22 protein-coding genes and 1 tRNA gene are annotated in these 20620 nt (G+C 57.4%); 7 read left to right on the plus strand and 16 right to left on the minus strand.

Annotated elements, in window-relative coordinates; all coding sequences use genetic code 11:
- Positions 1-459: 459 nt before the first annotated feature.
- On the minus strand, positions 460-879 hold the full coding sequence (locus tag DHN60_RS21660) for a putative quinol monooxygenase (RefSeq protein WP_108839382.1): 420 nt from the start codon (positions 877-879) through the stop codon (positions 460-462).
- A gap of 212 nt (positions 880-1091) precedes the next feature.
- Here DHN60_RS21660 and DHN60_RS21665 point away from each other — a divergent pair, with 212 nt between their 5' ends.
- The 3 genes from DHN60_RS21665 (at position 1092) to argE (ending at position 4579) form a co-directional block, all read left to right on the plus strand.
- Entirely contained in the window at positions 1092-1331 is a 240-nt protein-coding gene (locus DHN60_RS21665; RefSeq protein WP_108839383.1) for a hypothetical protein, read from the plus strand.
- Positions 1332-2180: 849 nt separating this feature from the next.
- On the plus strand, positions 2181-3425 hold the full coding sequence (locus tag DHN60_RS21670) for an NAD(P)/FAD-dependent oxidoreductase (RefSeq protein WP_108839384.1): 1245 nt from the start codon (positions 2181-2183) through the stop codon (positions 3423-3425).
- Positions 3425-4579 (plus strand): acetylornithine deacetylase, encoded by a 1155-nt coding sequence (gene argE / locus DHN60_RS21675; RefSeq protein WP_108839385.1) that lies wholly within the window; start codon positions 3425-3427, stop codon positions 4577-4579. Before DHN60_RS21670 ends, argE begins: the two co-directional genes overlap by 1 nt.
- Before the next feature lie 6 nt (positions 4580-4585).
- Here argE and DHN60_RS21680 read toward each other — a convergent pair whose 3' ends face one another.
- From DHN60_RS21680 to DHN60_RS21700, 5 genes are read right to left on the minus strand one after another with little or no spacing between them, the layout of a single operon-like run.
- The gene (locus DHN60_RS21680; RefSeq protein WP_108839386.1) at positions 4586-5491 is read right to left on the minus strand and encodes a LysR family transcriptional regulator; all 906 of its coding nucleotides are present in this window, start codon (positions 5489-5491) and stop codon (positions 4586-4588) included.
- A gap of 40 nt (positions 5492-5531) precedes the next feature.
- Positions 5532-6668 carry an aromatic ring-hydroxylating dioxygenase subunit alpha gene (locus DHN60_RS21685; RefSeq protein WP_108839387.1) on the minus strand — a complete coding sequence of 379 codons (1137 nt, stop codon included), beginning with the start codon at positions 6666-6668 and terminating at the stop codon, positions 5532-5534.
- Positions 6661-7335: a DUF1028 domain-containing protein gene (locus tag DHN60_RS21690; protein ID WP_108839388.1), complete on the minus strand. Its 675-nt coding sequence runs from the start codon at positions 7333-7335 to the stop codon at positions 6661-6663. Before DHN60_RS21690 ends, DHN60_RS21685 begins: the two co-directional genes overlap by 8 nt.
- Positions 7332-7748: a RidA family protein gene (locus DHN60_RS21695; RefSeq protein ID WP_108839389.1), complete on the minus strand. Its 417-nt coding sequence runs from the start codon at positions 7746-7748 to the stop codon at positions 7332-7334. The genes DHN60_RS21690 and DHN60_RS21695 overlap by 4 nt, the downstream gene beginning before the upstream one ends.
- Positions 7749-7758: 10 nt before the next feature.
- On the minus strand, positions 7759-8886 hold the full coding sequence (locus DHN60_RS21700; RefSeq protein WP_108839390.1) for an aromatic ring-hydroxylating dioxygenase subunit alpha: 1128 nt from the start codon (positions 8884-8886) through the stop codon (positions 7759-7761).
- A 312-nt stretch (positions 8887-9198) separates the two neighbouring features.
- On the opposite strand from DHN60_RS21700, the gene DHN60_RS21705 reads away from it, so the two are divergent.
- Positions 9199-10086 carry a YihY/virulence factor BrkB family protein gene (locus DHN60_RS21705; protein WP_108839391.1) on the plus strand — a complete coding sequence of 296 codons (888 nt, stop codon included), beginning with the start codon at positions 9199-9201 and terminating at the stop codon, positions 10084-10086.
- Here DHN60_RS21705 and DHN60_RS21710 read toward each other — a convergent pair.
- From DHN60_RS21710 to DHN60_RS21740, 7 genes are all read right to left on the minus strand, one after another.
- The gene (locus tag DHN60_RS21710) at positions 10052-10981 is read right to left on the minus strand and encodes an AEC family transporter (RefSeq protein ID WP_108839392.1); all 930 of its coding nucleotides are present in this window, start codon (positions 10979-10981) and stop codon (positions 10052-10054) included. The genes DHN60_RS21705 and DHN60_RS21710 overlap by 35 nt on opposite strands.
- Positions 10982-11053: 72 nt before the next feature.
- Entirely contained in the window at positions 11054-11857 is an 804-nt protein-coding gene (locus DHN60_RS21715; protein ID WP_108839393.1) for an MBL fold metallo-hydrolase, read from the minus strand.
- Positions 11854-12654, minus strand: coding sequence for a TatD family hydrolase (locus DHN60_RS21720; RefSeq protein ID WP_108839394.1), 801 nt, complete (start codon positions 12652-12654; stop codon positions 11854-11856). Before DHN60_RS21720 ends, DHN60_RS21715 begins: the two co-directional genes overlap by 4 nt.
- Positions 12651-13766 (minus strand): DNA polymerase III subunit delta', encoded by a 1116-nt coding sequence (locus DHN60_RS21725; RefSeq protein ID WP_108839395.1) that lies wholly within the window; start codon positions 13764-13766, stop codon positions 12651-12653. The genes DHN60_RS21720 and DHN60_RS21725 overlap by 4 nt, the downstream gene beginning before the upstream one ends.
- 113 nt (positions 13767-13879) lie before the next feature.
- Positions 13880-14509 carry a dTMP kinase gene (tmk, locus tag DHN60_RS21730; protein WP_108839396.1) on the minus strand — a complete coding sequence of 210 codons (630 nt, stop codon included), beginning with the start codon at positions 14507-14509 and terminating at the stop codon, positions 13880-13882.
- A complete protein-coding gene (locus tag DHN60_RS21735) occupies positions 14506-15624 on the minus strand; it encodes a D-alanyl-D-alanine carboxypeptidase family protein (RefSeq protein WP_108839397.1) in 1119 nt (372 codons plus the stop codon). The genes tmk and DHN60_RS21735 overlap by 4 nt, the downstream gene beginning before the upstream one ends.
- A gap of 67 nt (positions 15625-15691) precedes the next feature.
- Complete coding sequence (locus DHN60_RS21740) at positions 15692-16594, minus strand: SPOR domain-containing protein (RefSeq protein WP_234423744.1); 903 nt, start codon at positions 16592-16594, stop codon at positions 15692-15694.
- A gap of 211 nt (positions 16595-16805) precedes the next feature.
- Between DHN60_RS21740 and DHN60_RS21745 the strand changes: the two genes are divergently transcribed.
- Positions 16806-16895, plus strand: a tRNA-Ser gene (locus tag DHN60_RS21745).
- Between the two features lie 291 nt (positions 16896-17186).
- On the plus strand, positions 17187-17735 hold the full coding sequence (locus DHN60_RS21750; RefSeq protein ID WP_159089334.1) for a hypothetical protein: 549 nt from the start codon (positions 17187-17189) through the stop codon (positions 17733-17735).
- A 164-nt stretch (positions 17736-17899) separates the two neighbouring features.
- Here the strand turns inward: DHN60_RS21750 and DHN60_RS21755 are convergent, their stop codons facing one another.
- Positions 17900-18094 (minus strand): hypothetical protein, encoded by a 195-nt coding sequence (locus DHN60_RS21755; protein ID WP_108839400.1) that lies wholly within the window; start codon positions 18092-18094, stop codon positions 17900-17902.
- A 25-nt stretch (positions 18095-18119) separates the two neighbouring features.
- Positions 18120-18530 (minus strand): hypothetical protein, encoded by a 411-nt coding sequence (locus DHN60_RS21760; protein ID WP_159089335.1) that lies wholly within the window; start codon positions 18528-18530, stop codon positions 18120-18122.
- A gap of 848 nt (positions 18531-19378) precedes the next feature.
- On the opposite strand from DHN60_RS21760, the gene DHN60_RS22435 reads away from it, so the two are divergent.
- Positions 19379-20011, plus strand: coding sequence for a hypothetical protein (locus DHN60_RS22435; RefSeq protein WP_159089336.1), 633 nt, complete (start codon positions 19379-19381; stop codon positions 20009-20011).
- Positions 20012-20207: 196 nt separating this feature from the next.
- Here the strand turns inward: DHN60_RS22435 and DHN60_RS21770 are convergent.
- On the minus strand, positions 20208-20620 hold a 413-nt coding region (locus DHN60_RS21770), incomplete at its 5' end, for a transposase (RefSeq protein WP_159089337.1).

Here is a 20620-nt window from a genome sequence, read left to right on the forward strand (position 1 = left end):
CGTCATGTCCTATGCTTGTCATGCAAGCCCATGAAAAATCCAGCTTGCGTATCCGTTCAGGCCTCATGCGAAGACGGCGGCTGACCATACTCGAAAACGGTCCCTCACGACCAAGCCCAAAGCGATCCAGCCGCCACCACTGCCAGCCATAAATGGCTTGGCCGGCAGTGGCTCAATCTTTGCAGATCGATAAGGAAAGCATAAGACAAGCCCAAAACTGACTGATTGAAATCGCCCCCTTCGCTCTTGCCGAAAATCGCCTCGCTACGCGTGGCATCGCAGCGAGAAACGCAGACATTGGTCGCGACCGCAGCGAATTTCGAGGGGTTTATCACTGAGTTGCGGGACGAAACGGGCATTCGCTGTGTGAGGTTCCAATGACCACTTTGCAGTCGTTCGCTGTGCGGTGCCTGAATGACCGCTCTGCAGAACAGAGCGACCACTTAGAAAGCCATCAGATCAGCGCGAAAAGCCGCTGATCTGAGGAAAATACGTTGGCGAGAACGGTGCTAGCCCTTCCTTCAGGTCGTCGCCTGCCGGCCCATAAACCACGACTGACGTTATAGTGAAGGTTCCGAGGAACTCTTCGGCGAAATTGGCACCAAAATTCCCCATGTGCGTCATCGCCGCAGCGTTGTCGGCATAGCGTTCGTAAATGTGCACCTGATCGCCTTCACCCATGTAATCGTAGGTTAGTGCGCCTGGCTCGTTGGTCTGCGTCGCGGTGACCATCCGGTCTAAAAGCGGTTTAACTGCATCTGCCTTCCCGGAGTTGACTGTCATCGTAATGTGCCAGTGTACATCATCTGCGCTATGACCGTCAGCCAGAGCGGATCCTGCAAAAAGAAAGGTAGCTCCAATAAGTTGCGATAATTTCATGGTTTTTGATCTCCTGTTAGAATTAGCATCTGTCCAAGCTAGCACACTCTCGTCTTCGACATTGAAATTCCTGAAACCAAGTATTTCCCCGCTTACCTAACAGCGCGTGGGAGGTCCTGAGAAATGGATCAACGTGAGCATTTCCAAATTCTTTTCCGCCATGATTAGTACTGAGGCCTTGATGAAGTCTGCTTCGGGCTGAAAGTAGCCATTTGCTGCGCTTTGCCCCAAACGAGGGCGATTTCAGCTCGCGCTGGGAACTGATGGCCGAGGCATATTCAAGCATCCGGCAAATCCTTGGTCGTGACGGGGGCACGGAGCAAAGGTTGAGCGGCTTGCAGACGGAGATGGCGGGGTTCAAAGAGCAGTGTAACCTGCTGGCGAAGATTGAGCGGGCAACCGGCCTTGATGTCTTTGATGCGCTGACTGGCAAAGGGGGCGAGTATGCCTGACCTCAGGCAAGGTCACCGCAGCACCGCCTACAGCGTGTGGTCTGAAATGTATTCTGGTTTCAAGGAGTGCCTTTTCGCTGCCAGATACCTTGTGATGGCATCAGATTTGTCAAAGATCGCTCTGCTGCGAGAGTGTTCTATGTGCATTTTCTTTTGAGAAACACGAGCTCATCTGCACAAGTGAGTTGTGGTCTGAGAGTTGCTTTCCCGGTTCCGGCTTCAACAGGCAAAAACACATGAGACTTGAATGGGACGCCAAACAGCGTCACCATTGACGAAAGCATGCGAAGTTTGAAGCATGTCTACCGAAAGGAAAGAAAAGTTATGGTTAGGACCTCGTTGTTGATATTGCCCGTGATCTTGAGCGCGTGCAGCCAAACGATTGCCACGCGTGAAACCACTTTCAATTTCCAGGGCGAGACGTTGCGAGCAGAAGTGCGAACCTATGATCAGAATGGTCGAGTATTTGACCGTCGTGTCGTTTACGATGGTATCCGGGCCGTCAGCTGTTCAGCGACGGATGACCTAGATTGTGCTGCGGCCATTAATTACTCGCGCTTTGACACGCGCGGTTTCTGATGTGGTCTTTGGTCATTCTGGACCGCGATCGATTGTTCTGACGCATACATGGCTCGCGCTATTCTTATGACTTCGAATGGCGTGGCCCACCTGTTTTATCAGTTCTTATGCTATTGCGCTGGGCGCAACACTTCACAACCTACTTTTGCTTGGCAGAGCAGGGGCCTTAGCATGGCTCCAAGCAATGGTTAGCAAATGCGAAGTATGAGTAGTCTTTTTCCTTGGCTATGCTTCTTTCAACCGTTTTGAATTCCCGGCTGAGGAAGCGCGATGTCAGATGAGACCGTAAATACGCTTGTTGTGGGGGGCGGTCAGGCCGGCTTGGCGATGAGTGAACACCTGAGCAAGCAGGGCATTGATCACCTCGTCCTAGAGCGCCATCGCATTGCTGAACGCTGGCGCAGCGCGCGCTGGGACTCGCTTGTTGCCAATGGTCCGGCGTGGCACGACCGTTTTCCAAGTCTGGAAATCTCTGATGTCGGTCCGGATGACTTTGCCTCCAAACATTCCATGGCCGCCTACTTCGAAGAATTCGCGGACAAGATGGATGTACCCATTCGCTGCGGCGTTGAAGTAACGTCGGTCGAAAAAGCTCCCGATGGCAGTGCATTTGTCGCCCAGACGTCCCAAGGAACCATTCGCGCGCGCAATGTAGTGGCGGCCACCGGGCCGTTTCAGAACCCGGCGATACCTCCACTCGTTCCTGAACAGGCGGGCCTCGTGCAGATGCACTCAACCGCCTACCGCAATCCATCGCAGTTGGACGCTGGCGGTGTTTTGGTGGTGGGGGCGGGATCGTCGGGGTCGCAAATCGCCGAAGAGTTGCTGGATGCTGGGCGCGATGTTTACCTGTCAGTTGGCCCGCACGATCGCCCGCCGCGCAGCTATCGGGGGCACGATTTTGTCTGGTGGTTGGGCGTGTTGGGCAAGTGGGAGATGAAATTGCCACCTGCCGGAGCCGAGCATGTGACCATAGCGGTGAGCGGCGCAAATGGTGGGCAAACCGTGGATTTCCGACGCTTTGCCGCCAAGGGCATGAATCTTTTGGGTATGACCCGTGACTGCGAGGATGGCGTCATGCGGTTTGCCCCGGATCTGGCGAGTAATATCGCGGCGGGGGATGCCAATTACCTGTCGATACTTGATGAAGCAGATGACTACGTTGCGCGCGAAGGCCTTGATTTACCGCCTGACCACGAGGCCCGTATTCAGCGGCCCGATCCCGAGTGCGTCACCAACCCGGTGCTAGAACTGGACCTCGCAAGAGCGGGGATCCGTACGATCATCTGGGCGACTGGCTTCACGCAGGATTTTGGCTGGTTGAAGGTGGATGCCTTTGACGCGCACGGCGCACCACAGCACGTCCGGGGCGTATCATCCGAACCGGGGGTGTATTTTCTGGGCCTTCCGTGGCTTTCGATGCGCGGATCGTCCTTTATCTGGGGTGTCTGGGTCGATGCACAGCACCTTGCGGAGCATATAGCAGCGCCGCACCTGAGCGACGTCGCCGTGTAATGCAAACAACCGACCTTCTGCGCGATCTGATCGCGTTTCCAACCGTCAGCGCGGACCCCAATCTGGACCTGATCCTGTATTGCGAGACGTTGTTGCGCGACGTTGGCGCACAAGTTGAACTGATCAAAGACCCAAGTGGCCAGAAGGCCAATCTATATGCCACCATCGGGCGCTTGGATCGCCCCGGCGTTCTGTTGTCGGGGCACACAGATGTGGTGCCCGTGGTCGGGCAGGATTGGACCGTTCCGCCGTTTGAGATGACAGAACGCGACGGTCTGCTGTTCGGGCGCGGGTGCGCCGATATGAAAGGGTTCGTGGCCAGCGCAATGGCGGCGGCGTTGCGGGCGGCAACTCTGGACCTGAAAACACCGCTGCACCTCGCGCTGTCTTATGACGAAGAGATTGGGTGTGTTGGGGTGCGCTCTCTCATCGATATGTTGGCGGCGGCACCGATCCGACCCCGGTTCTGCATCGTGGGAGAGCCGACGTCGATGCAGGTCGCAACGGGTCACAAGGGCAAGACCGCGGCGCGCCTTGTGGCGACCGGACGCGAAGGGCATTCTGCGCTGGCACCCAGTGCGTTGAACGCCATCCACATGGCTTGCGACATCATCAGCTTTATCCGCGATCTTCAGGACAAACTTGCCGCGGCAGGCGCGCGGGACCCGGCCTATGACGTGCCCTATACGACCCTGCATGTGGGTATGATCGAAGGGGGGACGGCCCTGAACATCGTGCCCAACAGATCGGAATTTTTGTTCGAGATCAGGAATTTGATCGAGGACGATCCGCAACAACTTCTGGCACAAATTCGGGACCATGCGGCAAGTTATGTGCAAGGCTTGCGCAAAAATTTTCCGCAAGCCGACATCTCGATAGACGTTACAAACACCTACCCACCGCTCAACACCGACCCCGACAGTGACGTGGTGCAATTGGTGCAGGGCCTCAGCGGGCATGACGCAACGCTGAAGGTTGCGTTTGGCACCGAAGGTGGGCTGTTCTCGTCGCGGCTGGAGGTGCCGACAGTGGTCTGTGGGCCAGGGTCCATGGCGCAGGGGCACAAGCCGGATGAATACGTCAGCGTCGCACAGCTTGCGGCCTGTGATGCGATGATGGATGCGCTGCTACAGCGGTTGGTGGTTGGGCTTTGAACGCCGCTAAGGCGTCACATCCATGCCCGCCACGTGATCAAAGAACGCGGTTACAATGGCGGAGCGTTGATCGGCGCGCATAGTGGCAAGGCCCAGCATCAGCGGTTTGACCGGCTCGCGCACAGGTTTGAAGGCCAATTCGATCCCGTCGGGTGACAGGGTGTGATCCGTGCCGATATTGACCAGACTGTAGCCGTATCCATGCGCAACGAGCGAACGGACCAGCGCAAGATCCGTCGCGCGTTCGGCGATATTGGGTTGAGTATTGGCCATTTGGAAAGTGAACAAAAAGTAATCTCGGCTCAGCGGCAGATCGAGCAGGACCATCGGTTCAGGCTCCAGCGCCTTTAGGGACACGTCAGACTGTGCGGCCATCGGATGGTCGATGGGCAGCATGACCTTGGGCGCTAGGGATATGAGCGGGTGGAAATCAATATCCACGGGCAGCTGCATATCATAGGTGATTGCGACATCAATTTCGGCTCGACCCAGCATACGGAACAATTCGACCTGATCGCCCATGTGCAACGAAACCTGCGCATCGGGAAATGCATCCTCGAACGACCGGCGGAACCGCGCGCTGACCACCGGCGCGATGGTCGACAAGGCCCCAATGGAGATCGGTCCACGCGGCAGATCGATGATATCATTGGCCAGATCGTTAAGGGCTGCCGCATCGCCCAAGATACGCTTGGCCTCGTTGTAGACACGTCGGCCACCCGGTGTCAGAGACAGGCCTTGGGCATGGCGGCGCACGAACAGCTGAATGCCGAAATGCCCCTCAAGCTGGTTGATAGCGGTTGAGATCGACGGTGAGGAAACGTTGAGCCGCTGCGCGGCCATCGCGATGGTCCCTTCATCGCCGACCGCGACAAGGTATTCCAACTGTCTGAATGTGAACCGCAAAGGCATCACAGAACAATGCGCAGCTGTCGCGACAAATCAAGCGCTATCAAGGGGTTTGCGCATCCTGCCGTGCCAGCCAGAGCAAGAAATCATGCACCGTGCCCTCGTAATCAGGCCCCGCCAACGGCCCACCCGTCGCATGGATCGAGCCAAGGGCGGTTTGCATCGCTTCCAGTTTTTCCCGGTCTTCGCGGTTGACGTCTTCCCAAAGCGCGATCCGCTGGTCGATCGTGTCACCATCCAACGCGTCGCCATAGACGGACATGGTCCAACGCACCTCGATCGATGTCGGGGTGAGGGGGCGGATGCTGAGCGAGACGAGTAGAGAGGCGGCGACGCTCACCACCTGACAGGGGAACGCGGCAAACAGGGTCGAGCGGTGCAGCGCCTCTTTGTCCAGACCCGGCGCGCCTTCGCCCCGGCCCGGGATATTGTCGGGATAGTTCGCAAAATAGCTTGTAAATCCGGGCCCACTCGGCCCTTTTTTGCTGAGGCCAGTGGGGGTGTAGCCATGCAGGGTTTGGGGATGGACCACCGACAGGTGGTAGCCTTCCATGAAATTCTCGACCAGCGTTTTCCAATTACAGTGCCAGATTTCGGTCCCCACGTGGGCGATGCTGTAGTCTTGGGGCTGGTAAGGCCCGATCAGGTCGTCAAGGCCGTTGAGATCGGCATCAATGTCGCCCGGTGCCCCGTCAAGGTTCACGTAGATAAACCCGAACCGTTCGGCGCAATGAAACGTGCCGAGCTTGCACGCCTTGGGATCAAAGCTGGCGTTTTTCATGCGTGGCGCGCGCAAAAGCTGCCCGTCGGTGCCGTATGTCCACGCGTGGTAGCGACATACAAACCGGTTCGCGTTTCCGCTGCCTTCGGCGAGTGGCATCCCGCGATGGCGGCACACGTTCGACAAGGCTTTGATCCCATCCTCGTCCCGCACGATCAGCAGGGGTTCGCCCAAGAGGGTCAGCGTCAGATAGTCGCCGATCTGTTCCAGTTCATCGACCCGGCCGACGCAGTGCCAGCCTGTGCGCAACACAGTGGCACATTCATGCTGAAACAGGGCAGGGTCGGTATAGGCGCGTCTGGGCAGGCTGCGTGGCGCATCTTGCGGAGCGGCGGCACACTCTGCCAATTGCGCGCGCAAGGCAGACAGACCGCCCGCTATGGCTGGCAGATCAAGCATCCCCCGGCACTCCGTATGAAGGTGCCTCGCGTGGATCCAGGGCGCGTTGCACGTATGCGTCCAGTTGCGGTTTGTAGACGTCCCACGCCGCTGCTACGGCTTCTATCGGGCAGTCTTCTGTCCAATCGCAGCGCAGATCGGCGACGGGCCATGCGACTTTGTCGCAGATTTGCAGACCAGCCGAGTGTACTGGGCCTGCTTCGCCGCCCGCCGCAAGGCCTGCGCGCAGTGCGGCGACGAGGCGATCCCCGATGTGGCCCACAGTTGTTTCAAACCCGACCACGATAGCCTGCGGCACGGTTTCGTTGGCCAGAAGATTACCGGCTGAGATAACGTCAACGCCTGCCGCATCCGTCCAGATACCTAAGGAATTGGGGCCAGAATGGATGCCCGTGCGCCCTTGGGCGTCAATGGCCAGCACCTGCCGGTAGTCGATGAAGTCACCCTGATCGCGCACCTGCGCAATTGCTTCACCTGCGTCCTTGCCCGCTTGCATCGCATCCAACGCCAATGGACCCAGCCGCGGGTCGGTGATGTTCTGACTTGCTACAGCACCCACGCCTGCGCGGGTGTAAACACAGCGCGCCGCCACCGCAGGCGAGGACGACGAGATTGCAATGCCGAACATGCCCGTTTCGGCGCAGCGGGCAACCAACGAGAACGTCATTCCGGGATCACCGCCGTGCCATCGATCTCGACCAGCCATTCAGGGCGGGCGAGCGCCTGCACCACGAGGCCTGTTGAGACAGGATGCACGCCTTTGATGTACTCGCCCATGGTGCGGTACACCGCCTCGCGGTGACGCACATCGGTTATGTAGACGACGACCTTGACCAGATGCGCCATCTCACCGCCGGCTTCTTCAATCAGCTGTTTGATGTTTTGCATCACTTTGTGGGTCTGTTCGACGGGGTCATGGCTTTCGATGTTTTTGGCATCGTCGAGGTTTTGGGGGCACTGCCCGCGTAGCCACACGATCCGCCCGCCGGTGGTCACCACCGCCTGTGCCAAATCGTTGTCGAGGCTTTGTTCGGGATAGGTGTCTGAAGTGTTGAACGGTCGGATGCGAGTATGCGCCAAGGGTCTGATCCTATGCCTGAGCGCGCGCCATACGCGCGTTGATGTATTGGGCAAAGTCGTAGTTGGGTCGTTCCAGATGCGACAGATGCCCCGCAGCGGCAGCGTTTGAACAAAGCCCGCGATAGACCTTTTCAGTGCAACCCTTGTCCTCGATGTTCACGTCATCAAGCAGGGTCTTCAGCTGAACAAAATTGGCCTGCGCGTCCGTGTTATTGGCATAATCGTTGGACATGCCGCCCCCGAACCCGATCTTGACCTGTCCAACCCCGTGGGGATGCAGGGACAGGTACCAGAAATATCCCGGCGTCAGGGTGATCATCAGGCTGGGATAGATCGCGATCAGGTACGTCATGCGGCGCCGGTCCCCGACCATGCGGGTGTTGTCGGGGTGGGCCAGCGCTATCCTGAGGGTCTCATCCTTGAGGATGGTGTGATAGTTAAAGGCGTCTTCGCCGGGGGGGCACACCATCTCTTCGAGCTTGGAAAGCCCACCGATGGTGCCTGCGTGACAGACGGGCAGGTGGTAGCTTTCCATGAAATTCTCGGCCAGCACCTTCCAATTCGTGTCCCAGATATGGGTTTCAAAGAACGTCTCGGTGTAGTTCTCCATATTGTAGTCTTCGATCATCTCAGCGAGCGAGGTGAGCTGATCTGACACTGGTGCTGCATCAGCGTTGAGGGTGACAAACACCCAGCCGAGCCATTCTTCGCATCGGATGTCGGGCAGGGCGTAATCAGTTTTGCAGAACCCCTCGTTCTGGGTCATGGCAGGTGCGCCGCGCAAAGATCCGTCCAGATTGTAGGTCCATGCGTGATAGGGGCACACGATACTGCGTGCGTTGCCGCGCCCCTCCAGCAAGGTCGACATGCGGTGGCGGCAGACATTGGACATTGCCTTGAGCGCCCCATTCCCGTCGCGCAGTACGATGATCGGTTGCCCGGCGAGGTCTAGCGTGACGTAGTCGCCCGTGTCTGCCAGCGCAGAGGCCCGCCCCACGCAAAACCAGTCTTTGGCAAAGATGTCGCGCAGTTCCCGCTCCATGAATGCCTCTGACGTGTAGACCGATGGCGGCATGGCCCGCGCCCGTTCAAACGGAACTGAGACGTTTTCGCGCAATTCGTCGACGGCGTCTTTCATCAATGGAATCCTTTTGTCTGGCCCTGTGGTTGCGCTATTGCCTTGTCTCCCATTCACGGGGGCAAATTGCACAAGACAAAGTCGCTTTGGCGTGATGTTGATCGCAAAACTGGGCTGGGTAAAGGATGCTCTTCCCAACACCTGCTTTGGGACAAGCTAATCAATGGAGCGGAAGCATGAATGCATAAAGACAGGGCAAGCCGGCGCGGTGGTGGCGGGCCGAAGACTTCAATCGTTTCAGAACCATGGCATTGCGTCGCGCCAAGCAAAGGCTAACATGACCGCCAAACCATCAAGGGCGACTGCCATTTCATGAATAAACCTGCTTTCGCGACACGCGCTGCGCAACCTGCTGCACTTTGGTGGCGCGTTGGGCGTCATGTGATGCGCCTGATGAACGAAAAGAACCTTGGTCTGATCGCAGCGGGCGTGGCGTTTTACGCGATCCTCGCGATCTTTCCCGGACTTGCAGCGACCATTGCACTGTGGGGGATTGTCGGCGATCCGGGTCTGGCACTGACCCAGCTTGAAGAGTTTCAAGCCGTGATACCGAGTGATGTTTACCGCCTGCTGGCAGGGCAATTGAGCAAGCTGTCTACGGCTGACGGCCTCACACTAGGTTGGGCTTCAATCGTGTCATTCTTGTTTGCCTTCTGGTCGGCAAGGGCAGGCGTGGCAGCGATCATGCGCGGTCTCGATACGATCTACGATGCACCTAACAGTGCCGGCTTTTCGCAATTCTTCCGCTCGCTTTTACTGACGGCGAGCCTGATCGGCGTTCTTCTCGTCGCAATGGCTTGTATCGTGATCCTGCCGCTCATCCTTGCATTCGTGCCCTTGGGGCCCTGGACGGGGCTGGGTGTTGAGGTGGTGCGTCTGGTTGTGGGCTTCGGAGTATTGCTGATTGGCTTTGCCCTGATCTATCGGCTTGGTCCAAACCTTGAAGGGCGCTATCCCAGACTGATATCTGCGGGTGCCGTTTTTGCCTCGGTGTGCTGGGTTGCCGCGTCAGCCGGGTTTTCAATCTACCTGCGCAACTTTGGGACATACAACGAGGTCTACGGCTCGATCGGCGCCGTGATCGTTATGTTGATGTGGCTGTTCATCAGCGCCTATCTCGTCCTGCTGGGGGGCGCACTCAATGCCCAACTGGCGCGCAATGCGGCTAACCTAGAACCACCAGCCACATCCACGCCGTAACCACAGAAGCCCCGGTCGCGACCAGCACCGAAGAGGCGGCCACACGGCGCGCACGTCCGTACATGTTGGCAAAGATGTAGCCATTGATACCCGGTGCCATCGCTGCGGTCAGGACACCTGTTTTGAAGATACCCGAGGGCACGGACAAAGCGGTTCCCAGGGCCCATGTGACCGCCGGGTGCACCAAAAGGGAAACAGCACAGATCATTGCGATCACGCGGGCATCCCCTTCGGGTTTATATTGGATCAGCACACCGCCAAGGGCAAAGAGGGCCGTGGGCAAGGCTGCCCGGATCACAAGGTCCAGCCCGTCGCGGATCACGCCGGGTAGCGCAATGCCTGTGAGGTTCACGACGAACCCGGCCAGAATGGCCAACACCAGCACGTTGCGAAACATTGCCCGCGCCACGCCGCGCGCCATCAACCAAGGGGATTGTCCGCGATTGCGCGCAATTTCCATCGCGATGATGCCGACCCCGTAGCAAAATGGCGAATGGAACGCGATGATCGAAAAGGCCCCTTGAAGCGCATCCGCACCATAGGCCCGTTCGTTGATCGCAAGTCCAAGAAGGACGGAGTTCGAAAACAGGCAGCAAAACGCGATGGCAACGCAATCCTCCCAGTCACGCTTGAACAGGTAACGTGCGCCCAAGAGGCCAACCAGAAAGCCGACTGCGGCCCCGACGTAAAAGCTGATCAGAAGGCGGGGATTGAGGCTGACCGACAGATCGAGATTGGCGATGGCCGAGAACAGCAGGCAGGGAATTGCGAAGTTCTGCGCAAACTTCATCAGTGCATCGACCCCGGATGCCGGAAACAGCCCGCGCCAGACAGCAACATAGCCAAACCCAATCACCAGAAAGACGGGAAGGATGACTTCGAGGAGGGCTTGCATGTCTCAGGCCTTGGTGTGAGCCGAGAGTGCGGGGGCCTCCGGCGGGAGTTAATCTGACGAGATAAAAATGGGTCAGGGGGCGGGTAGGGTAAGCGTCATGCCGTCATAGGCTGGCTCAACGTGATCGGGGGTTTCTGCCAGCACCGTGTCGTAATCCAGATCGATGTGCATGTTGGTGAGGATCGCCCGTTTGGGCGCCACCTGTTCGATCCAATCCAGCGTGTTGGCGAGGTGGCTGTGCGTGGGGTGCGGATCGCGCCGCAGCGCATCCACGATCCAGATGTCGAGGTCTTTGAGAGCGTCCCAGGCTGCATCCGGGATCTCTGCCACGTCTGGCAGATAGGCGAGATTTGCAACCCGAAATCCAAGCGCGTCGATGCTGCCGTGCCCAACTTCGAACGGATCAAAGGTGATCGGCCCGCCGGGTCCATCGATTGAGGTGGCGCCCTTGAGTGTGTTGAGGTCGAGGATCGGCGGGTAGGGCGACCCTTTGGGCTGAACGAACACGTAGCCAAAGCGTGACAGCAGCGCGTCCTGCGTTGCCCCGTCCGCCCAGACCTGCAGACGGGAGCGCATGTTGAACACGATCATGCGCAGATCGTCGATGCCATGAACATGGTCCGCATGGGCGTGCGTGTAGATCACACCGTCCAATCGCCCGACCTCTGCGTTCAGCAACTGGTTGCGCAGGTCTGGTGACGTATCGATCAGCACGGAGGTGATCCCGTTCGGCCCATGCCGCTCAACCAACAGCGAACAGCGTTGCCGCCTGTTCTTTGGATTGCTCGGGTCGCACGCGCCCCAATGCCCACCCAATCGCGGCACCCCGCCGGAGGACCCGCAGCCAAGGATTGTAAAAGTCAGCTTGTCGCTCATGTCGCGACTGTGGCCTGTGCCGCTTTGGAGAACAAGCGGTCGAAGTTCTTTTCGGTTTGGGCGGCAAAATCTGCATAGTCGATGCCAAAGATCTCAGCCCCTTTGCGCGCTGTGTGCGCGGTGTAGGCGGGTTCGTTCCGTTTGCCCCGGTGTGGTGGTGGGGCGAGATAGGGAGCGTCGGTTTCTACCAGAATCCTGTCCAGAGGGGCGGCAGCAAAGATGCCGCGCACCTCTTGGGATTTTGGAAAGGCCGCAATGCCGGACATAGACAGGTAAAACCCAAGGTCTAGCGCAGCCTGCGCCAATCCCGCGCTGGACGAAAAACAATGCATGACGCAACTGTAGGCGCCTGCGCGGTATTCCTCGGTCAGGATGCGCGCCATGTCCTCGTCTGCGGCGCGGGCGTGGATGATCAAGGGTAGGCCCGTTTCACGCGCTGCATCGATGTGGATGCGCAGTGATTTCTTTTGGATATCAGCACTTTCAGAGGTGTAGTGATAGTCCAGCCCGGTCTCTCCGATCCCGACGAACTTGGGGTGTTTGGCCAGCGCAATCAATTCATCCGTGCTGGCCAAAGGTTCGTCCGCCGCGCTCATGGGATGGGTGCCAGCAGCATAAAAAACGGGCGCGTGTGCCTCGGCGATGGCGCGTACGCTGGGTTCGTTGCGCAGGCGCGTGCAGATCGTCACCATGCGGTGCACACCGGCTTCGGCTGCGTTCGCGACGATCTGGTCTAGCTGTCCTTCGAAATCGGGGAAATCGAGGTGGCAATGGCTGTCGGTGATCTGTGGGTTCATCTGGGCGCGGCCGTATTGGAAAGTTTGAACAGGGTGTCGAGCACAAGCGCACCGGGGTCAAGGTTCACAGCCCGTCCATGACGGGCGCGTGCCAGTGCGGTTTGCGCCGTGTCGGCCCATGCGCGGGCCTGCGCGGGATGTGCGCAAAGACGTGCAAATGTCTCTGCCTCTTTCGGGGCGGCTTGGGTCATCGGGGCGTGTCCGGCGCCGGTCCGCGCAAGGCGGGACAGAGCGATGTCGATGAGGGTGTAGAGCAGATCAAGCTTTGCCTCACTCCCGCGTGCCCCGGCTGTGTCCGCCAATGCGAGGGCACGGGCGCGGTCGAGGTTTGGCATCGTGTTCATCAGGTTGATGAGGTCTGCATAAAGTTTCAGACCATCGAGCAGGGCAAGCCTGAGCGCTTCGCCCACGGACCCTGCACTCAGTTCGGCAAGGGCTGCACCATCAGCGCCGGGATCAACGCCCGCTTGCGCCATGGCTTGTGCCATCTGATCCCCATCAAGCGGGCCAAGACGCAAAGTCCGGCAGCGCGACCGGATCGTCGGCAAAAGGCGGCTGGGTTGGTGGCAGATCAGCAGCAGTGTGGTGCGCGCAGGCGGCTCTTCGAGCATTTTCAGAAGCGCGTTGGCGGCGTTGACGTTCATGTCGTCAGACGCGTCGATGATGACCACGCGGCGACCACCATCGGCTGCTGATAACTGAAAGAAGCTCGCCAGCGCGCGGATGTCATCCACGACAATCTGGTCGCGCAACCTTTTGGTCTTTTCATTTTCGCTGCGGTGCACGGATTTGAGGCCGGGTTCAGACCCTGCCTCAAGCCGCCTCGCAACTGGGTGGTCTGGCGAAACAGCAAGGCTGGTCGGGATCGGCGCGCCGAACATATCGTCGGGGTCCGGATCGGGGGTGGCCAGCAAAAAGCGGGCAATGCGCCATGCCAGCGTCGCCTTGCCGACGCCGCGTGGGCCTGTGATCAACCACGCATGGTGCAATCGTCCGGCATTGAAGGCATCCAGAAAGGCCGCCTGAGGCGCGTCCTGCCCGACAAGCTCTGCCGTCTCGCGAGGGTGCGGCGCGCCGGGGACGCGGGTGGGATCGGATGCTTCGTCAGCCATGCCCCGCGATGTAGCACTGGTGTAGGGCAGGGGAAATGGGCTGGGACGATTTGATCGAGACTTTGCCCGTCCTCCCAATGAATTTTTCAAAACAGAAAAGCAGGGGTGGGTGGCTAGCCAGCGATATAGGTATCCGTGACCGCTTGGATATCCTTGGCGATCGCATCTGGGGTCCGCGCCCCGTCAATCACGCGGAATCGGCTGGCGTATTCATCTGCCAGAGCAAGGAACCCTGTGCGCATGGCGCGTTGCAGCTCAGCCCCAAAATCCTCGAACCGCTCTTCGTGGCCCTGCCGTCCTTTGGCGCGCGCCAGTCCTTCGGCTGGGTCCATGTCAATGAGGATCGTAAGGTCAGGTTCGCGCCCAATCATCAAATCATGCAAGGCATCCACAGAGGCCCTCAAATCGCCTCGGCTGAGGCCTTGATACATGCGCGTGCTGTCCGCAAAGCGGTCGCAGATCACAATTTTTCCGGCAGCAAGGGCAGGGTTGATCAACCGCTCCATGTGATCCCGGCGCGCTGCTGTAAAAAGCAACAGCTCAGTCTCCGCAGACCAGCGATCCGGATCACCTTGCAAGACAAGAGCGCGGATTTCTTCGGCTCCGGGGCTGCCCCCGGGCTCTCGTGTCAGCACCACTTCATAGCCCTTGGCGCGCAAATGTTCGGCGAGCAAGCGGGCTTGTGTCGATTTGCCCGACCCGTCAATGCCTTCAAAGCTGATAAAGTGCCCGTTGGCGCTCACGCCTCATCTTCCGCCACAGGTGTGCCGCGCACAATGTTGAACAGGGACAGGGCCGCAGTCGAGACTTTGGCCAGAAACCCGCCATGGTCCACATCTGTTTCGGCCACGAGTTCAATGCGCACCTCAGGAAGGCCCTCGGGTTGCAGCACCAGTTCCGCCAACGGAGTGCCGGCAGCGATTGGTGCCTGAATGGGGCCAGTATAAACAACTTCGGCGCTTAATGCCGCAGCGCTTAAAACTGGTAGAAGAACGTTGACGTCCTCGGCCGGAACAAGGCCCACTTGTGGCTCGGCACCTTCCCAGACATCCGCCACGGCGAGCCGCTGACCTGCTGGGGCCAACGTGCGCTGCGCAAACTGGCGGAACGACCAGTTCACGATGGCCTCGGATTCTTGTGCGCGCACTGCGCCGCTGTCCATGCCAGACAGCACAAAAATAATACGCCGGTCCCCCTGTTTGGCGGACCCGGTCAGGCCATATCCTGCCTCTCGGGTGTGCCCGGTTTTCAGGCCATCCGCGCCAATCCCAAGTTTCAACAGCGGATTGCGGTTGAAACGGTTAGAGGCTTCTTCGGGGTCAAACAGAAACTCTGTTTCTGCAAACATCGGATAATATTCGGGAAAATCAGTCAGCAAGTTTTGAGCCAGTAGCCCAAGGTCGCGCATCGACATCAAATGCCCCGCAGCCGGCCAGCCACTAGAGTTGGCGAATGTCGAGTTTGTCATGCCCATTTCCTGCGCGCGCCGCGTCATGAGGCGGGCAAACCCGCCTTCGGTGCCATCCGGGCTAAGAGCTTCGGCAATCACGACGCAGGCATCATTGCCAGACAAAACTATGATGCCCCGGATCAGGTTTTCGACTGTGACCCGTTCGCCGGTTCGCAAAAACATAGTCGAACCGCCAAAACTGTTGGCGTGTGCAGACACCACCAATTCGTCAGTCATCGACAGCTGGCCCCGCTCAATCGCCTCGAACGCCATATAAAGCGTCATCAGTTTTGACATCGAGGCTGGGGGCAGGGGTTCGTCCGCGTTCTTGTTCAAAAGAACGGTGCCCGTCGTGTGGTCGATCACATAGGCTGACGTCGCCCGTGTATCAAAGGCGGCAACGGACATTGCACTGGTGTGAACCGCGAGTGTGGCGGCAGCAAGGATACGGATCACGGGCGGACGTCTCCCTTTGTTAGTTCTTTACAGCGTAGGCGTCTGTAAACCCTTCGCTTTTAACCTTTGCCAGCAGGTCGGAGCGTTCTCCGGATGTTGCTGCAGGTCCTACGACAACGCGCCAGAACGATTTGCCGTCGCGCTCGAAAGTCTTAACCGTTGGGACAACCCCTGCGCTGCTCATTTGTTTTGCGGTGCGGGTTGCGTTGTCCTCGACAGAGAAGATGCCGATCTGGATGAATGGTTTGGCGAGTGAAGAGGTCTTGGCGGGTACTGGCGCTGGTGCAACAGCTGCCACCGGGGTCGGTGTTGGCGTTGCACTCGCCAATGGTTGGATGGTGGGGGTCGGCGCATCAATGGCCGCGGCCGCACTTTCGATTGGATCAAGCGGAGTTGCGGTCACTTCTGAGGGTGCCGCGACCGCGTCGGCCTCGATTGGCGCCTCAACTGGCTCCAATGCAACTTCTTCTTTGCGCAGGGCCGTTACGTTCAGTTCGGCAGGCGCTCCGGCGAGCATACCAAGCGCCTCTGCGGCGTCCGAGCTGATTTGGAGGCGTGGCCCCGGAATATCGCGTTCGCGGCGGAACAAGGCGCCGACGACAAATTTGTCGTTGTTGGAATTGCGAATGATCACCCGCTCGGGTTCAGTAACATCCGGGTGTGCCACCCAAACTCCGCCAAGTGACGGGCGACCGTCCCAGAGGCCGGCCTCATTGGCGGAAAAAACATCGGGTGCTTCGACATCGCGCTCGGTCGTTTTGATGACCGCGCCGGGCTCTGGCACACCTTCGGTTTCCGTGTTGGGTTTGAAGGCTTGCATCGCCACAAACTGCCCGCTTTCGTCACACCCTGCCAAAAAGGCGAGAGCCATGGTAAAAACTGCACCGTTGCGAAGAGTAGAACGCGTGTTGGGTCTGCTCATGGACCTGATCCTTGCCTGCTGTTGCCTCGTGTGGCCACTTTGTGACCTGACGCCGTTTTCGACACCATATTTTTACCCGTTAGGCGGGTTTCTTTTTGCATCATAGCGCCAATATGCCGTTCTGAAAAGCACGCGCATGCGATATCGGCAATTTTCCACATGATGTGGGGCATTTGCCGAATCGCAAAAGCCTGCCTAAAGGGGGGATACCGGAGGTTTGGCAGAGTGGTCGAATGCGGCGGTCTTGAAAACCGTTGGGCGTGAGAGCGTCCCCAGGGTTCGAATCCCTGAGCCTCCGCCAGAAAATTGCATTTACAGCTTATTTTGGCCGATTTGGGCCACTGGCCCATACTCTGGCCCATACTTTGCGTTCGAGGCTCTGGACTTCTAGAACTGGAAGCACGTGATTGTTGGTAGAGCACCGACACAGTGGCTGTGATCTTTGGCTTTGGTATGAACGTCTAAATGATACACAATCTACGCTGTGCAACACGCATCTAGCCGTTTCAAGGGTGGCTTCTACATCCAGTCCCAGTCCTATTGCACTGCGGGAGACATCTCGAACCATTGGATGCGCTTAGGAGGAATGACATTGACTGATAAGGAAGACGGCAAAGACTTTTGGGATAAATTTGAGATTGGAGGTAAGGTCGCTCTGCCCGTAGTTGTCGCGCTGGCTGCTCTCTACTTAAACGATCAGGTAAGCCAGCGAGAAGTATCGGGCCGTATGATTGAATTGTCGATTTCGGTTTTAGCGTCTGATCCAATCTATGATGAAGGAGAAGCCCGCGTCGACCCGCTTAGGGATTGGGCCGTGAATGTGCTTCGACATCCCGACAATCCGCCGACGCTAAGTCGTGGTGCGGCGACAGAGCTGCGGAGATTGGGTCTTCCTGACGAAGGACGTATTCAGGCGTATTCCAGCGAAGAGTATATTCAGCTTTGGCAACGTTGGGATGATTTAGCCTACGGCCCCACCGGGTTTTATGATCGACAGAGTTGCATCGAATTGATGAGAAGTGGGCCGCGAGACATCTCGTTGGAACGTATCGAGTGGTTTTGTAGCGCTGTCTTCGACTTGGGTGTGACAAGACCTCGCGAATTAATCGAAGGCACTCAAGAAGATGAAGCCAAGGAATGACCCCCGTAAAATGGGATTCGACCTTGGCATTAGAGAGATGGACGCCAAGCCCGTTTAATTGTTTCAGGCCTAAGTCATGGATTGTCATTTGGTGAAGCACTGAATGGCAGGTTTGGGCATTGTGCGGACGTTGACCCAAGACTTATAGCTGCGGACGATGTGGCTTAACCACCGACCAATGCCGACACGATCACAAACGTGCCGACCGTGGCCAGCACGATCACAAGCGCGCCCAACGGGGTCAGAAGCGGTGCTGGTGGCGGCGGTGTTACATCCACCACCACACGGACCACCTGTGGCTGCTGTGGCTCTGGCTGCGGCTCATAGTCGGTCGGGAACTGGATCACGTTGTCGGTCATGACGCCACCGTGCCAAAAAGGTTGCTTAGTATGATGTGCAGGTTGTCCCATACCCGATTGTCGAACAGTGGGTTGTAGTGGGTGTATATGTTTGCACGGGCACATAAACATAGTCAGGCCGTTCACTTTGAGCGGCAATCACTGTGCTGTCATCCGTTTTGACATCTTCACACGCAAAGGTATGGATTTCCTCGGCTGAAAGAGGGCTTACAGCGTTTCCACCCTTATAGTTAGCGTGTTTGCCGTGTTGGGCGCAGTGTTGGGCCGCCTTGTCACGGGCTTCTGCTGTCAGTGTCAGCACAGAGTCGTAGGCGGTATAGCGAAAAGAAACACTGTTTGATGATGCGTAGTCCTGCACGGCGTTGGAAGGCGCGCAAGCTGACAAGGCCACAGCTGCAACCATTAACGTTGGCAAAATAACTTTCTGACTTTTCATAAGGTTCTCCTTCTGTAGGAGACATGGAATTTCTAGTCGCCAACGGCTTTGGCGGAACGGTCAAATTTATTGGATTTCCTGCCAATCAGCTTCCGTACAAACCTCTCGGCCCGCGACGGAACCTTCGCTCGTGGTTTCGAACAAGGCTGTGCCATGCCACCAGACCAGACCGGGTACCTCTCGCATCGACCAGATCGGACCATACATGCGCTGTGGTCCGCATCGGGCGAAACCAAGCACCAGCATTTTTCAGGTTCTGGTGCAGAGCGACTATGCACCTGATCGGGTCTTTCGGTTTCAAGTCACTTGAAGCCAGATCCGGTCTTTCTCCGTTTGGACCAATTCGAGCAATACAGGCGCTCGGGTCCGTATCGGGCTGGATCGAGCACCCGCTCAATTCGGTTTCCGTCTCACAGTCACTATGAGACGGACCGTGTGGAAATTCTCAACGCGATGCAGTATGACGTTTAACACCAGTAAGGATATCCGATGACGCCTTATCAGTTGAAACGCCGCCTCGCCCTCGCTCTTCAAAAACCAGTGCATCGATTGCCTGATAGGCAAGTGCAACCAGCCGTTCACCGTCCAACTCAGCAATCACAGACAGGACGTGTGCTGGCGTTTCCGCGTGGGAAATAGTCCGTTGCACTAGGAGCATCGCACCCGAGTAGACCTGCACCCACACGCGCCCTCCAGCGGCAGGTTTTCTCTAGAACCAACGCAGTTCCCGGTTTCGGGCTTTTCAGTCGAGCATTAATTAACCCACTAGTTCTTTCGAAAAATGTGTAAACTGTTGCAGAGGCGTCTTTCTATTTGGGGACCGCACGTCGAGTGGAGGAGGCCGCCTAATGGCAAAAACTTACATTGGTGAAGCTGAAACGGATGTTGAGGCAGATGGACTTCAATTGGCCCTTGCCTGGATAAAATGCATGGGTTCAAAACTATCCCACATGTGCATGCCGCTGTTGGCGCTTATGTTCTTGATCAGCCCAGCTCGCCCTGCTGTTGCATTGGAATGGGAGTGCGATTCTTTACGCCGTTGTTGGCCTATTGACTCAGTTCCTCTTAAGGAAAACCAGGTTAGGGAGTTGCATTCTGGTCGATGGACAATTCAAAAAACAGGTTCCTCCAGCCAGAATGGGACTTCAGTTTTCTACTCTAAGGATGGGGAATATATATACGTAGATGAGGAAAATACGATTTTGGTTGTCGGAAAGTGGTTTACACGACCGGGTCCAAAAGATGGTCCGTCAATGCTCTGCAGCAAGGGTACGATGTATTCCTTAAGTAGTGGTGGTAAGCTCAGAAAGCGCAGGACAGGGCCAGCCAGTTGTCTGACTTTTCGCAGCAGACCCGACAACTCACTATGGTTGAGGCTGGACGTGCAACCAAATTATGTCAAACAAGGAAAATCATATAACTCAGGTGGCAAAAGAGGCTCGAAGAGTTATTCGGCTGTCCGGGCCAAACTTGGAATTTAGGTGTCACATCTCGGCATTAAGATCGCGTTTGACCTATGCAGACAAGTCGACCGAGATTAGTCGAAATTCGTTACGCACAGCGATACAGAGATGGGTCGCTAGTAGATCGCTCATAAATGTTGAGTGGCGGCTTTTTCCGGCAACTCAGCCGTTCAGGCAGAGTGCTGCGAACGTCTGCTTCGAGTATCCGTCTTGGTCAAGCGTGGTTTTGAACCCACTCTCGATCTGCTTTGACCAATGTGTTGGCGAGCTCAATGAGTTTCCGCATGATTGCTGTGAGAGCGACCTTTTGCGGTTTTCCCTGTTTGATCATTCTCTGGTATTTTTTGCACATATCGGGGTTGTGTTTTACAGCGACGAGAGCAGGCATGTAGAGCGCGTCGCGCAACTGCTTTCGGCCCCCTTGAATGCTGGCTTTGCCACGCCACTTTCCCGACTGTTGGGTCATCGGAGCCAGCCCGGTCAGGCTTGCAGCTTTCTTCTTATCAAGAGTACCGACCTCAGGCATCTCAATCAGAATGGTTGCTGCGGCCACTTCGCCTATGSCCGGGATTGATCGTAAAATTGCGTTGGCCCGGGCGCGGCTGGGGCAGGCTTGCAGCCTTACGT

Source organism: Tateyamaria sp. Alg231-49 (assembly GCF_900143535.1).
Classification (GTDB): domain Bacteria; phylum Pseudomonadota; class Alphaproteobacteria; order Rhodobacterales; family Rhodobacteraceae; genus Tateyamaria.